The sequence below is a fragment of the Acinetobacter sp. ANC_7512 genome, assembly GCF_056779935.1.
On the sequence record NZ_JBWYIX010000012.1, the window covers coordinates 82,095 to 95,386 of the forward strand.

Annotated in this window: 13 protein-coding genes; 7 read left to right on the forward strand and 6 right to left on the reverse strand. The window is 39.4% G+C overall.

Annotated features, from left to right (window positions below; translation table 11 throughout):
- The first annotated feature begins 88 nt into the window (after positions 1-88).
- Complete coding sequence (locus AC1M9H_RS11920; RefSeq protein ID WP_481613477.1) at positions 89-2,419, forward strand: DUF6351 family protein; 2,331 nt, start codon at positions 89-91, stop codon at positions 2,417-2,419.
- 60 nt (positions 2,420-2,479) lie between these two features.
- On the opposite strand, the gene AC1M9H_RS11925 is transcribed toward AC1M9H_RS11920, so the two are convergent.
- The 3 genes from AC1M9H_RS11925 to AC1M9H_RS11935 form a co-directional block, all read right to left on the reverse strand.
- Positions 2,480-4,711, reverse strand: a complete 2,232-nt coding sequence (locus tag AC1M9H_RS11925; RefSeq protein WP_481613478.1) for a phosphocholine-specific phospholipase C — start codon at positions 4,709-4,711, stop codon at positions 2,480-2,482.
- Between the two features lie 309 nt (positions 4,712-5,020).
- The gene (rph, locus tag AC1M9H_RS11930; RefSeq protein ID WP_035270511.1) at positions 5,021-5,737 is read right to left on the reverse strand and encodes a ribonuclease PH; all 717 of its coding nucleotides are present in this window, start codon (positions 5,735-5,737) and stop codon (positions 5,021-5,023) included.
- 204 nt (positions 5,738-5,941) lie between these two features.
- On the reverse strand, positions 5,942-6,520 hold the full coding sequence (locus AC1M9H_RS11935; RefSeq protein WP_481610187.1) for a DJ-1/PfpI family protein: 579 nt from the start codon (positions 6,518-6,520) through the stop codon (positions 5,942-5,944).
- Positions 6,521-6,662: 142 nt separating this feature from the next.
- Between AC1M9H_RS11935 and AC1M9H_RS11940 the strand changes: the two genes are divergently transcribed.
- Entirely contained in the window at positions 6,663-7,058 is a 396-nt protein-coding gene (locus tag AC1M9H_RS11940) for a transposase family protein (protein ID WP_481613479.1), read from the forward strand.
- Positions 7,006-7,245 (forward strand): transposase, encoded by a 240-nt coding sequence (locus AC1M9H_RS11945; RefSeq protein WP_481613480.1) that lies wholly within the window; start codon positions 7,006-7,008, stop codon positions 7,243-7,245. Before AC1M9H_RS11940 ends, AC1M9H_RS11945 begins: the two co-directional genes overlap by 53 nt.
- A 15-nt stretch (positions 7,246-7,260) precedes the next feature.
- On the opposite strand, the gene AC1M9H_RS11950 is transcribed toward AC1M9H_RS11945, so the two are convergent.
- Complete coding sequence (locus AC1M9H_RS11950; RefSeq protein WP_481613490.1) at positions 7,261-8,397, reverse strand: fatty acid desaturase family protein; 1,137 nt, start codon at positions 8,395-8,397, stop codon at positions 7,261-7,263.
- 39 nt (positions 8,398-8,436) lie between these two features.
- Positions 8,437-9,459, reverse strand: a complete 1,023-nt coding sequence (locus tag AC1M9H_RS11955) for a flavin reductase family protein (RefSeq protein WP_481613481.1) — start codon at positions 9,457-9,459, stop codon at positions 8,437-8,439.
- A gap of 176 nt (positions 9,460-9,635) precedes the next feature.
- Between AC1M9H_RS11955 and AC1M9H_RS11960 the strand changes: the two genes are divergently transcribed.
- Positions 9,636-10,280 carry a TetR family transcriptional regulator gene (locus tag AC1M9H_RS11960; RefSeq protein ID WP_180000353.1) on the forward strand — a complete coding sequence of 215 codons (645 nt, stop codon included), beginning with the start codon at positions 9,636-9,638 and terminating at the stop codon, positions 10,278-10,280.
- Positions 10,281-10,307: 27 nt separating this feature from the next.
- On the opposite strand, the gene AC1M9H_RS11965 is transcribed toward AC1M9H_RS11960, so the two are convergent.
- Entirely contained in the window at positions 10,308-10,925 is a 618-nt protein-coding gene (locus AC1M9H_RS11965; RefSeq protein ID WP_180000355.1) for a thiol:disulfide interchange protein DsbA/DsbL, read from the reverse strand.
- Between the two features lie 182 nt (positions 10,926-11,107).
- Between AC1M9H_RS11965 and ubiG the strand changes: the two genes are divergently transcribed.
- The 3 genes from ubiG to AC1M9H_RS11980 are packed head-to-tail and all read left to right on the forward strand — an operon-like array spanning position 11,108 to position 13,278.
- Positions 11,108-11,824, forward strand: a complete 717-nt coding sequence (ubiG, locus tag AC1M9H_RS11970; protein ID WP_035268814.1) for a bifunctional 2-polyprenyl-6-hydroxyphenol methylase/3-demethylubiquinol 3-O-methyltransferase UbiG — start codon at positions 11,108-11,110, stop codon at positions 11,822-11,824.
- The gene (locus tag AC1M9H_RS11975; RefSeq protein WP_035268813.1) at positions 11,821-12,507 is read left to right on the forward strand and encodes an HAD family hydrolase; all 687 of its coding nucleotides are present in this window, start codon (positions 11,821-11,823) and stop codon (positions 12,505-12,507) included. Before ubiG ends, AC1M9H_RS11975 begins: the two co-directional genes overlap by 4 nt.
- Positions 12,508-12,531: 24 nt before the next feature.
- Positions 12,532-13,278, forward strand: coding sequence for a YciK family oxidoreductase (locus AC1M9H_RS11980; RefSeq protein ID WP_035268812.1), 747 nt, complete (start codon positions 12,532-12,534; stop codon positions 13,276-13,278).
- Positions 13,279-13,292 lie beyond the last annotated feature (14 nt).

The window sequence follows — 13,292 nt, forward strand, 5'->3', positions numbered from 1 at the left end:
AGACCATGCTGAATGTCAGTGAATAAATAAAAAGAAATGCAGTCATCGGATCGATTGCATCCACCATGTTGTACATTAGGGAAATCACATGAAAACGCAAATGATCTATACGCTTTTAAGCGTCGCGATTAGTAGCAGCTTACTCGTCGGTTGTAAAAGCTCCAGCGAATCTGGGGGGAATTCAGGCGGTGGTAATGGATCACAGCCAACTCCGACCAATCCAACTGATCCTGACAATCCAACGAATAAACTTGAAAAAGAATTCGTGACTGTTTTATCAACTCGCCCCGATCTTGTGACAGATAATGATGTATTAATCGAATTAGACCCATCTATTAATTTTAATGACGCAAATATAAGCATTCACTTAAATGGACAGGACATCAAATCTCGCTTTTCTAATGCTCAGAATAGAGTGCTATTAGATGGATTACAGTTAGGGGAAAATCTACTTAAAATTGAAACACCAAATGAAATTCAAAATTTATATTTAAAAAATTTCAGTACCACAGGCCCTCTTTTATCTGGACCTCAAATTAATCCATGGACCTGTACCAACGGCTCGACTGATTTATTTTGCCGTAAACCTGTTCAATATAATTACTACTATCGGAATTTAGTCGGAACTTTACAAACCTATAATCCTGAGAAACCACCTTCGGCGGGTCTAATTTCCAAAATTAAGACCGATACAGGCGTAGAAGTACCATTTATCATTCGAGAAGAAGTCGGCTATCAAAATCGTGATGAATATCGGTTTGCTGTATTGTTTAATCCTAATCAGCCTTGGACTGCGCTGAATCCACAACCCCAATTTAATAATAAGCTGTTAGTAACCCATGGGCAAAGTTGCGGAAATGATTATCAGTCTGCAACTGCACCTACCGTGGTTGCGACATCAACTTCTATTTTGCCAGATATTACCATCAAGGCTTTGGGCAAAGGTTATGGCGTCATGTCTACGGCGCTATCCAACAGTGGACATAACTGTAATTTGGCGGTTCAAGCTGAATCAATCATTATGGCCAAAGAACGTTTTATCGAACAATACGGCACTTTAGACTACACGATTGGACAAGGCTGCTCAGGTGGCGCGCTCGCATCTCAATGGGTAGCTAACGCTTATCCAGGTGTATACCAAGGTTTGTTAGTAACTTGCTCCTTCCCTGATGCATGGAGTACAGCATCTCAGTTTGCTGATTATCATATTATGATCAATTATTTTAAAACAGCAGAAGGCCGCTCTTTCCTCCCTCATCAAATTAACCATATTCAAGGTCATATTTCTGAGATTAATGGTTATGTCAGTGAACTTGCGCAATTCGATGTTGCTCGACCAAATACAATTTGTAGCGGAATATCAGAAACACAACTGTACAATGCCACCTCAAATCCGAATGGGACACGCTGTTCAATTCAAGAGGCTGCTGTAAATTTGTTGGGTCTCAGAAATCCAACTGAAGTTGATCCAAATACACAACAGCTTAGACAAATTTGGAGTCCTGTCGAAAACCAGCGAAATATTGGGTTTGCTAACCTACCAATTGATAATGTCGGTGTGCAATACGGGCTTCAAACCTTATTTGATGGTGTGATCAATGCTGAAAAATTTGTTTTATTAAATGAACGCCTCGGTGGAGTTGATATTGATATTAATCCAATTCCCGAACGGTTATATGCCACGGAGCAAGGTTTAAAAAATGCTTATCGAACTGGTTTAATCAATGTTGCCAATAATTTAGATCAAGTGGCGATTATTGATTGTCGTGGTCCAGATCCAGCGATATTCCATGATGCTTACCGAGCATTCGCGATTAGAGCACGTTTAGACAAAGCACACGGTCATCATAACAATCAGCTTCTTTATGGAGGTGATACCATTATGATTGGCGATCTTAAATGTTTAGAAATCAGTTTCGATGATATGAACCAATGGTTGGATCGCGTAAAAAATGATACAAGCAATTTACCTCTGCCACAGAAACTCACTCGCAATAAAGTAAATCTTAACGACTCATGTATCACATTAGGAACGATTCGAAGATCTGGGTTCTGCAATAACCTTCGTGTACCGGTCTATAAAACACCGCGAATGGTAGCAGGTGATCAAATTAGTACCTACGCCAATAAATGTAAACTACAACCACTCACACGTCGTCTTTACCCCAATATTAACTTTACAGATGAGCAATGGGCTCGATTACAAAAAGTTTTTCCAGATGGTGTTTGTGATTACACCCAAGATCCTGTTGGGTTTGGTAAAACCTATCCTTGGTTAACCTATCAAAATCAAAATGGACAGATCAATGATGTCATTTATGGTGGTAAGCAACTGGATGAAGATCCAAATCGCCCTGAGGAGCTTATAATGCCTCAACTTCCGAAAGGTTGGATCTCTAATTCATTTCGACTGTCTTAATACCTGAATTTTTCAATTCTGAAAAAAGCCGTGAACATTCACGGCTTTTTTACTTCGTGTTTAAGATTTAGGTTGCAATAATCCCATCATAGGATCGGTACATGTATGCTGCCCTGTTTCAATACGTCCAGCAAAACGACGTTCATAAGCCTGCTCTCCCTGCTGTTGGGCGATTACCACATTAAAATCATACCATCCCCAAGACTCCGTTAAATCTAGATGAAGTTCAGCCTCATTCGCTTGAGTTTTGACAGTCCACATTTTTTGATTGTAGTACGCATTGTCCTTGACCATCATCTCAATGGCTTCAGCACCATCATGCCGTATTTTTAAAATTATTTTAGGTTGACAGGCTTCATAGCAAATTCGAATTTCTGGCAAATGATCTCTTTCAATTTGATGGTGAAGATTTCCTTTAAATGCTCGATGATAACCATTTGGTCCAAGTACCCAAAGATCATATTGATCATCTACTAGCTCCCAAACATCCTCAAGCTGTTTGCCTGCCTCCACCATAAAACGTCGAGGAATGGCATTTAAATCTAGTTTGTCATAGACATGGAAAACCGCACCTTGTTCTCCACCATTTGCGAAAATCAATTGTATGTTTCGGGTTGCAACCTGTACGCGCGCGCTGGTATGTAATAAATAAGGTAATGCTCGAGAATGACGTATTCCAGAATCTTGCATAGGAAATTGTTGATTTGCTGGGACTGGAACCTTGCTAAGTTGCTCTTGCGAATGACGCGTATTGTCAGCTTCTTGTTTTGTTCTTTGCCCATTGAGTGTTGGCAGAATATTAAAGTTAGGTGTCTTAAAGTCAAACGCCGACGTAAGGTCACCACAGACCGCTCTACGATAAGGGCTAATATTAGGCTCTTGCACGCCAAAACGTTGCTCAAGAAATTGAATAATTGAAGTATGATCAAATACCTGAGAGTTGACCCATCCCCCACGACTCCATGGTGAAATGATATACATAGGAACACGTACTCCTGGACCATACACACCATGCCAGAAGTTTTCATTCTTACCATTTTTAAATTTTAATTCAGGCTGTGCTGTCGAACCTGATACACGTGGGTGATTGAAATATTCATATGATATCTCTTGTTCTGATAACGTGGTTTTACCATGAACTTTAACGATATCACCTACTTCATTGATTTCTCTTGATGGTGCAGATGGCGATGGTACATGATCAAAGAAACCATCATTTTCATCAAAATTGACCAGTAAAACCGTCTGACTCCATAACTCTGGATCTGCCGTTAAAGTGTTTAACAGTTCTTGAATGTACCACGCGCCTTGAACAGGACTTGATGGTCCCGGATGTTCACTATACGCTGCCGGTGCGACCACCCAGCTCACCTGTGGCAATTTATCCTCTAAGATATCTTGTTTAAATTGTCCTAATAAACCGCCATCCTTAGGCATCGTATTGGCAATACCCTTATAGAGAGGTTGTCGTTGATCAATACGCTCATCATATTCAGGCGACAAAATATTGGCATGGCTAACCAGCTTACCAGATAATTCATTGGCTTTGCGATATTGCTTAAATCCAGCCAAAGGATTATCCGTAAAATTATCGGGCATATTTTGATAAACCTTCCAACTGATCCCAGCTTGCTGTAATCGTTCAGGATACGTGGTCCAGTCGTAGCCGATCATTGATGAGCCAATACTATCAAACTCGTTGACTACACTCGCGACACCTGCAGCAGTTGGCCCGTTGGTCCCTGTCCAAATAAATTTACGATTGGGATTAGTTCCCGCGTGCATAGCGCAATGGTAGGCATCACATAAAGTAAATGCTTCTGCTAGTGCAAACTGGAACTCGAGCTCTTGTTTCTTAAAATAGCCCATGGATTGGGGTTGTTTATGTTCCACCCAATTGCCCATACGCCCACAATCCCAAGCGGCTTGACCATCCTTCCATGAATGAGGTGTGCCCGAAACACGTTGAGCATTGCCCAATGAACTGTCTAGGTGATAAGGCAAAATTTTATTTTTGTTGGCATCATACTGTTCCCACACCGCTCTTTTGCCACTCAATGGAATGGTGAATCGATCACCAAAACCACGTACTCCTTTGAATGTTCCAAAATAGTTATCAAAAGAACGATTTTCTTGAGTCAAAATCACCACATGTTTCACATCTTGAATAGTGCCAGTTTCGACTTTTGCATTAATTGCTAAAGCTTTTTGAATACTCAGCGGAAAACTCGCTAATGCAGATGCACCCAATAATGTCTTGGTCGAATTTAAAATAAAGTCACGACGGTTCATACAATTATCCTGTTTTTATTCTTGTTATGGTTATGGAGCACAGTGGATTTCACAGCTTGGATCTGAAGGTTGCGGTTTGGATGTTTGGTTATCATCATCTCCCCCACAAGCTGTTAACAAAATACTCGGTGTAAGGATGAGTATAAAAAAATAAGCTCGCATGTAGTTATCCTTCTCGTTTTATGCGAACTCAGTGATACGCTTTTTTCGTGACGCTGCAATGAAGCTTCAATTGCAAATCTATGAAATAAAAAAAAGCACCTCTATCAAGGTGCTTTTTTACAATCAACGCATGCAATCAAATGCGAATTACCAGCCTAGTGCTTGTTGTTGCTTTTGAATTAACTCTTGAATGCCTTTCTCAGCCATTTCAAGCATTGCGTTACATTGCGTGCGCGTGAACGGTTTATCTTCTGCAGTACCTTGAATTTCAATAAACTCACCCGCCTGAGTCATCACCACATTCAAGTCTGTTTGGCAGTTTGAATCTTCTTCATAACATAAGTCGAGTAGTACTTCGTCTTGATAAATACCAACAGAAATTGCAGCCACCAAACCTTTGAGTGGATCTTGTTTGATTTTCTTTTTCTCAAGTAATGAATTCATAGCATCAATCAAGGCTACCGCAGCACCTGTAATAGACGCTGTACGTGTACCACCATCGGCTTGAATAACATCACAGTCGATTGTAATCGTGTTTTCACCCAATTTCTTCAAATCCACCATAGCACGTAAGCTACGACCGATTAAGCGTTGAATTTCTTGAGTACGTCCACTTTGTTTACCACGAGCTGCCTCACGGTCACTGCGTGTATGGGTTGAACGTGGCAACATACCATATTCAGCAGTCACCCAACCTTGGCCTTTTCCTTTCAAGAAGCGCGGTACTGAATTATCAACACTGGCAGTACAAAGAACTTTGGTATGACCAAATTCAACTAAAACTGAACCTTCTGCATAACGTGTATAGTTTCGAGTAATTTTAACGTCACGTAACTGGTCTAATGCACGCTGGTCAATACGCATAATACGTCCTAATTTTTACTTAAAAAAAGATTAGGCACATTATAGCAGATTGATGGCATCTAACTTTGTTATAAGTCCGTGTTTTAAATCTGACAAACTTAAATTTTGAAAGAATTAAGTCATACCTAAAAGCTCATTGAGAGCAAAAGAAAAAGCGATTTAATCCAACTTCGCATAAGGTGTCTTATTTTAATTTTAGAAAATCTATAAGTCAGTTTCAAATTCCATTCTTCTTGCTGTATTCAATGCAACATCTCTATTCGTTACTTTAGATACGATATATAGAGAAGCATTGATCCCTGATGATATCCCAGCAGAAGTTATTATCTTATTTTCATCTACAAACCTAACATCTTTCATAACTGTAATTTTAGGGTATTCAGCCTCTAAACGTGAAATATCCATCCAATGAGTAGTAGCATTTAGCCCATCTAGTAGCCCTGCCTCCGCTAAGATGAATGCTCCTGTGCAAATAGAGAATGTGATATTTGACGTTTCGTGTTTTAATTTTATCCAATTCAATAGATGAGTATTATATAGCTCGACTGTTTCAGCACCATATCCTCCAGGGATCACGAGAATGTCTATAGATGGACAGTTGTCTAAGAGGTAATCACTTCTTACTGCAAGACCATTTCTTGCTTTAATTTCATGTTTTTGTGCCACAGTAAACACATTAAAAAGCTTTTTATTATGATTATCTGTAGTAATAGCAAAGACTTCATAGGGCCCTGCAAAATCTAAGACCTCAACCTCATCAAATAATAAAATTCCAATATTCATTTTTTCACATCTATACTTTTAATTTTCGAAATAATAGTACTCAGAAATAAGATACTAGATCTCTTTCATAAATCAAAAAAAGATCTATCCCTTGCTGACTATTTATACCGAATAATTTTAAATATTCATGCATAATTTGCGAATGAAATACATCGACTCAAATAAGCTTTCTGAAACACAGTTTAAGCGATATACAGGCATCTCATGGTCAACCTTTGATTTGATGGCTGAACAGCTAAAAATGCTTGTACCTGCTAAAGGTAGACTATCTAAGTTAAGTGTAGAAGATCAAATCCTTCTGTGCTTAAGCTATTGGCGTGAATATCGAACATTGTTTCATGTCGCAACGAGTTATGGTGTATCAGAGCCTACTGCTTCAAGAATCGTCCGCCACGTAGAGGATTGCCTGATCAAGTCCAATCTATTTAATTTACCCAAGAGTTTGCCTGAAGGCGAAGGTATCGACTGGAATGTGGTGATCGTAGATGCTACAGAAATTCCAATACAAAGACCTAAAAAAACAGAAGAAAAGCTATAGTGGTAAGAAGAAAGCTCATACTTTCAAAGTACAAGCCCTTATCCATTATAGAACACAGCAAGTTCTGAGTTTATGCACGAGTTGTGGTGCTGTACATGATTTCGAGCTTTTCAAACGCAACCTGAATCAGATTCCTAAAGGTGCTTTTATTCTTGCAGATCAATGCTCCATGCCTTTCATGAATTAAACTAAATAGTGGTACTCAAGCAAATATTCCTCTTAATTTTCTTATAGATTGAGAAATTTTAGCTGTCTTATCATTTGGTAAAGAACATTTAGCTAAACGAACCCAAACGCTCCAGAATTGTTTCATAAAGTTAGCTTCATTATAGTGAATGCCATATTCCTCACATAATGCTTTAATTTTTGGCGCAGCTTCTGCATAGCGATTTGCAGGCATATCAGGGAATAAATGATGCTCGATTTGATGACTCAAATTACCACTCAAAATATGCAGCCATGATGTTCCCGTAAAGTTACTTGAACCTCGAATTTGACGTAAATACCATTCTGCTCGCGTTTCATTTTCGGTATTATCCATCTCAAATGTTTCTGCATCTTCAGTAAAATGACCATTAAAAATCACTGCAGATGACCATAAACTTCTAATCACATTTGCAACTGCATTTCCTGCGAAGACAGGAAGCGCATTTGGACCAGCGATAATCGGGAAAAAGACATAATCCTTCACCACCTGACGTCTTACTTTTTTTCTTAATTTTTCAGCATCTTTCCACACTTGTTTCCAAGATTTGGTTTTATAAACAAGCGCGTCTTCCAAGTGTAGGTTTTGAACACCGACATACCATTCAAAAAACACCATCAATTGAATCGCTAATGGAATATTAAACAAAAATCTTGGTTCCCAAGGTTGAGATGCTGAAACACGAAGTAGACCATAACCTACATCATGATCCATCCCCACAATATTGGTATAGGTGTGATGTACATAGTTATGGGTATATTTCCAGTCATCGCCTGTTGAGATGGTGTCCCAGTCATATGTCGCACCGTTTAAACTAGGATCATTCAACCAGTCAAATTGACCATGCATCACATTATGTCCAAGTTCCATATTTTCAACAATTTTGGACACGCCCAGTAATCCTGTACCTACCAACCAAACAGGTGGAATCCAACCACCAAACATCAGCAATGCACGTGAGCCAATCTCGCTATAGCGAACAAAGTTGCGAATCTTATAAATATATTTGGCATCTTGTTCACCCAAATTATTCATAATACTGAGACGGATCTGCTCAACGCGTTGTCCAAATGCTTCAATTTGCTCAGCGGTCAGATGTTTAGATTTTGATTGCCATGTTGTATTAAGTGACATATTCATTATTTTTCTCCAGTCTTATACGATACCGTTAAATTACAAATTAATCACAACAGGGCTTACTGCCTGACTAATACATAATTTAATTTGTCGATTTGGCTCATGTTCAATTTCACCTGTGAGCATATTTTTAGTAGCGCCACTCACTTTGTTACAGACACATGCATTACAAATACCCATTCGGCATCCATGAGCGGGTCTTAATCCAGCCTCTTCAGCACTCACCAATAAACTTTTTTGAGCTTCAAACGATTTCTGACTGCGGATAAACGTGACAGATTGTTTTTCAATTTCTTCATCTACACGGATTTGAAAAAACTCTTGTTTGAGCTGATTGCTGATCCCCTCTTCATGACAAATTTGATTTACAGCTTGCATCATCGAAGTTGCACCGCATGCATAAATCTGTGCTTGCCTAAAACTTGGCATTAACTGCTCTAACAACGCCAATGTCAGATATTGTTTATGTTGGCGTGTATTAAAATAGTGATAATTAAAATGATCATGTTTTGAAGCGAGGTGTTGTAGTTTCACGTGGAACGCGTCATCTCGACAGAAATAAATCAAATAGATATGTACAGATAATGTGTTTAAAGCCTTCGTAAGCAATGCATAAATGGCGGTAATGCCACTCCCCGACGCCAATAACACAATTGGCTGTTGAGTCGGCTCAAGCGTAAATTCACCTTGCGCTTGAGAAATTTCCACGACAGAACCTATCTCCAATTGGCTTAAACAATTCGACACTACTCCTTGAGCTCGGACAGCAATCACCAGATTACCTGTCGCAGAAATTTCCACAATCGAATAACTACGTTGTAGACGCACGCCTGCAACTACGACTGTGACTAAAACACTTTGCCCTGCCTCAATCTGTTGAAAATCGAAATTGTGATTTGGACATAAATGAATCTCATAGAAATCGTGACTAAGTGCCTGACGACTCACGAGCGATGCTTTGACTTTTTTCCAAGCCAAAGTGGGATGTATTTTTTCAGCGATAAAATCGACGAAATCTTCTCGAATCCATTCAGGACGATATGACAGATAACTACTCATCTCAAACGTTCCTCTTTTGTATTTCAATTTAATTGAGTGAACAAGTGTTCTAATAGTGAACATGTGTACACTATATTGATTTTGAAATTGAGTCAACACATGTTCACTGACATTCGTCGTTTAATTTTTATATTTTTTTGATAGACTCATCTCGACTTCACTTCTCAGGTTTTAAGATGTCTATACGCGATGAACGTAAACAACAAAGTCGTCAGGCTTTACTAGATGCCGCTTTGCGTTTAAGCACATCTGGCCGTTCATTTAGCAGTATTAGTCTGCGTGAAGTTGCACGTGAGGTTGGTTTGGTCCCAACAGCCTTTTATCGACATTTTCAAGATATGGATGAATTAGGCCAAGAGTTAGTGGATCAAGTCGCGTTATATTTGAAAACCGTACTTCATCAGCTCGGTCAAGGTTTAGCCCACCCTGATGCGAAAGCCGAAACCAGCATGGAACTTTTTTTTGAAGCCATCGATTTAAATACCCAACCTTGGATTTTTATGATCGCAGAGCGCTGGGGGGGGTCTGAAGTGGTAAGACGTGCGATTGCTCGTGAAATTGAGTTTCTAAATTCTGATTTGGCCAATGACCTACAAAAATTCGAAATCGTACAAAATTTTCATCAAGCTGATGATCTAAAAATGTTGTCGAATATTTTAATTAATTTATGTTTCACATGGGCAATGTCTTGGATTAGCTTGGGCCGTCAATATTCAGGTATGGAGCTTGAATTACAAAAACTGGTACTCAAAAAACAGTCCATTACCCAAATACGATTAATCTTTAAAGGGATTTTGAATTGGAATACTACTGAGGCATAAAAAAACCCGCTCAATGCGGGTTTTCTATTATTTAGCTTTGCGCTCTTTATCCAATAGATAATCAACCACTTGTAACACACGGCCATTATCACCTTGTACGACATACTTCCCATTTACTACAACAGCTGGCACACCCGTCAATTGATATTGTTGTGCTAATTTATTTGCTTGAGAGACTTTGGCAGTAATTGCGAAAGAATTATATAAACTATTGAATTTCGCTTCTGGGATACCATACTTCGTAAAGAATTGCGCTTGTGATTTTTGGTCAAAAATCTGCTGACCTTTGTCATGGATCGCGTGGAATAAAGGCAAATGGGTACGTTTACGAACACCAAGTGCTTCAGAAACGTAGTAGCCACGTGCATTCTGTTCCCATACTTTGTTCATTGCAGCAGGTGTACGGACAAAATTCACATCTTTTGGAATTTTACGTAACCAAGATTGCATATGAGGTTCTAAAGTAAAGCAATGACCACAGCCATACCAAAAGAACTCACGTACTTCCAATTTACCAGCGACATCAACCTTTCCTGGGTTTTGCACGACCGTATAATCTTTGCCTTCAACAAAGTTCGCCATTGCACCTGTTGAAAGTGCCATCAGCACCGCAGCGGCAACGCCACTAAAAACCACCTTTTTCATTAAGTTTTTATCCTCTAAATCATTCTGATTAGCATATGGTTTCACTATAAAACAAATATGAGAAAATCGTTTTGATTCTGTGAACTTTTTTACAAGATTTATCGCTTTTTTTGGAATTAGCGATACACTAAGATCTGATATAAATTCTACCCATTAAAACGAACTTTGCTAAGGTGGCTGTAATGACTCAACTGAATGTTGACCCACAAGAAATTGCTAAATTTGAAGCACTTGCTGCAGTATGGTGGGATCAACACTCTGAGTTTCGCCCTCTCCATCAAATCAATCCATTACGATTGAATTGGATTGATGAACATGCAGGTGGTCTTAGTGGCAAAAAAGTCCTAGATGTGGGCTGTGGCGGCGGCATTTTGGCTGAAAGTATGGCACGCCGTGGTGCCGATGTCCTCGGTATCGATATGGGCGCAGCACCATTAAATGTCGCACGTCTGCATGCAGAACAAGAAAATGTCACCAATATCGAATATCGTCAAATTCCAGTTGAGCAATTGGCTGAAGAACAAGCTGGTCAATACGATGTCGTAACTTGTATGGAAATGTTGGAACATGTACCAGATCCAGCGTCAATCATTCAAGCATGCCAAAAACTGGTGAAACCAAACGGTCATGTATTCTTCTCCACAATTAACCGTAATCCAAAATCATATTTATTTGCGATTATCGGTGCAGAGTATGTGTTACGTCTTTTGAAAAAAGGAACTCATGACTATCATAAATTTATTAAACCTTCTGAATTAGCGCATGATATTCGTAACGCAGGTTTAAAACTTAAAGATATGACAGGCTTACATTACAACCCATTAACTAAACATTATTGGTTAGCCCCAAATGTCGATGTGAACTATATGGTTTACACCCATAATGAGGTGAATGAATGAAGGCCGTACTTTTCGACCTAGATGGGACTTTAATTGACACTGCTGCGGATTTTATTCGTATTATTCAAGCAATGTGTCGTGAAGAAGGTCGAGAGATCGTAGATGCAGCCCTGATCCGAACTCAGGTCTCCGAGGGGGCTCGGGCGATGGTGAAATTGGTTTATCCTGAATTACAGGTTGATGATCCTATTTTCCTTGCACATCGTCAGCGCTTTCTAGATATCTATGGTGCTGATATTGCTGTGGATACAGACCTTTTTGCAGGAATGTATCCTTTAATTGAGGACTTGGAACAACGGGATATTCCATGGGGAATTGTGACAAACAAACCTCGTTGGCTGAGTGAGGCACTACTTCAAGCCTTAAACTTAACTGAACGTTGTGCCGTTCTCGTATGCCCAGAAGATGTTAAGCACACTAAACCTGACCCAGAACCAATGTATCTCGCTGCTCAACAAATTAATGTTCCAGCTGAACAATGCATTTATGTTGGTGATCATCCACGTGATATTGATGCAGGTCGAAGCGCAAATATGTACACGATTTTGGCTGCTTACGGATATTTACCATTAGAACACAAAGATGACTTAGATTCTTGGCAGGCAGATTGTATAGTGAATGATGTACAAGAATTACATCAACACTTAATCGAATTGATCGAATCTCACCAAAAAACAGCTTAATTAGAACAATGAAGGAGGTCGCAAATGAAATATTCAGAATATCAACCTCGCCCAGACTTATTAAAAGATAAAGTAATTTTAATTACGGGTGCAGGTGATGGCATTGGACGCGCAGCAGCGTTGAGCTATGCTTTACATGGTGCGACCGTCGTTCTTCATGGTAGAACGCTGAACAAGTTAGAAGTGATCTATGACGAAATTGAAAGTTTAGGTGCTCCTCAACCTGCAATTTTGCCACTGCAACTTTCTACTGCAACAGCATATGATTACGAACGTCTTGTGGAAACGCTTGACCAACAATTTGGTCGTTTAGATGGGATTTTGCACAATGCTGGGATTTTAGGTGAGCGCGTTGAATTGGCCCACTACCCTGCTGAAGTGTGGGATGATGTAATGGCTGTAAATTTAAGAGCACCTTTTGTTCTTACTCAACATTTACTTCCATTATTAGAAAAATCTCAAAATGCCTCTGTTGTTTTTGCAAGCTCAGGTGTCGGTCGTGAAGCACGTGCGAAATGGGGCGCATACTCAGTTTCAAAAATTGCCATTGAAGCGGTCAGTCAAATTTTTGCAAAAGAAAATGTCTATCCAAATATCCGTTATAACTGCATTAATCCTGGTGCAACACGAACAGCTATGCGTGCTAAAGCATATCCTGATGAAGATCCGAAAGTATTGGCAACGCCTGAACAAATCATGCCAGCTTATTTATATTTAATGGGCGAAGACAGTATAGGTATGAATGGTCAGAGTATTGATGCTCAGGATTAGTTTTTTCAAAATTA

Bases quoted from the DNA above. Each gene is read 5' to 3' on its own strand.
- AC1M9H_RS11950 (WP_481613490.1), bottom strand. From the start codon at position 8,397: ATGTCACTTAATACAACATGGCAATCAAAATCTAAACATCTGACCGCT.
- AC1M9H_RS11920 (WP_481613477.1), top strand. From the start codon at position 89: ATGAAAACGCAAATGATCTATACGCTTTTAAGCGTCGCGATTAGTAGC.
- AC1M9H_RS11980 (WP_035268812.1), top strand. From the start codon at position 12,532: ATGAAATATTCAGAATATCAACCTCGCCCAGACTTATTAAAAGATAAA.
- AC1M9H_RS11965 (WP_180000355.1), bottom strand. From the start codon at position 10,925: ATGAAAAAGGTGGTTTTTAGTGGCGTTGCCGCTGCGGTGCTGATGGCA.
- AC1M9H_RS11945 (WP_481613480.1), top strand. From the start codon at position 7,006: ATGCTACAGAAATTCCAATACAAAGACCTAAAAAAACAGAAGAAAAGC.
- ubiG (WP_035268814.1), top strand. From the start codon at position 11,108: ATGACTCAACTGAATGTTGACCCACAAGAAATTGCTAAATTTGAAGCA.
- AC1M9H_RS11955 (WP_481613481.1), bottom strand. From the start codon at position 9,459: ATGAGTAGTTATCTGTCATATCGTCCTGAATGGATTCGAGAAGATTTC.
- rph (WP_035270511.1), bottom strand. From the start codon at position 5,737: ATGCGTATTGACCAGCGTGCATTAGACCAGTTACGTGACGTTAAAATT.
- AC1M9H_RS11960 (WP_180000353.1), top strand. From the start codon at position 9,636: ATGTCTATACGCGATGAACGTAAACAACAAAGTCGTCAGGCTTTACTA.
- AC1M9H_RS11925 (WP_481613478.1), bottom strand. From the start codon at position 4,711: ATGAACCGTCGTGACTTTATTTTAAATTCGACCAAGACATTATTGGGT.
- AC1M9H_RS11975 (WP_035268813.1), top strand. From the start codon at position 11,821: ATGAAGGCCGTACTTTTCGACCTAGATGGGACTTTAATTGACACTGCT.
- AC1M9H_RS11935 (WP_481610187.1), bottom strand. From the start codon at position 6,520: ATGAATATTGGAATTTTATTATTTGATGAGGTTGAGGTCTTAGATTTT.
- AC1M9H_RS11940 (WP_481613479.1), top strand. From the start codon at position 6,663: ATGAAATACATCGACTCAAATAAGCTTTCTGAAACACAGTTTAAGCGA.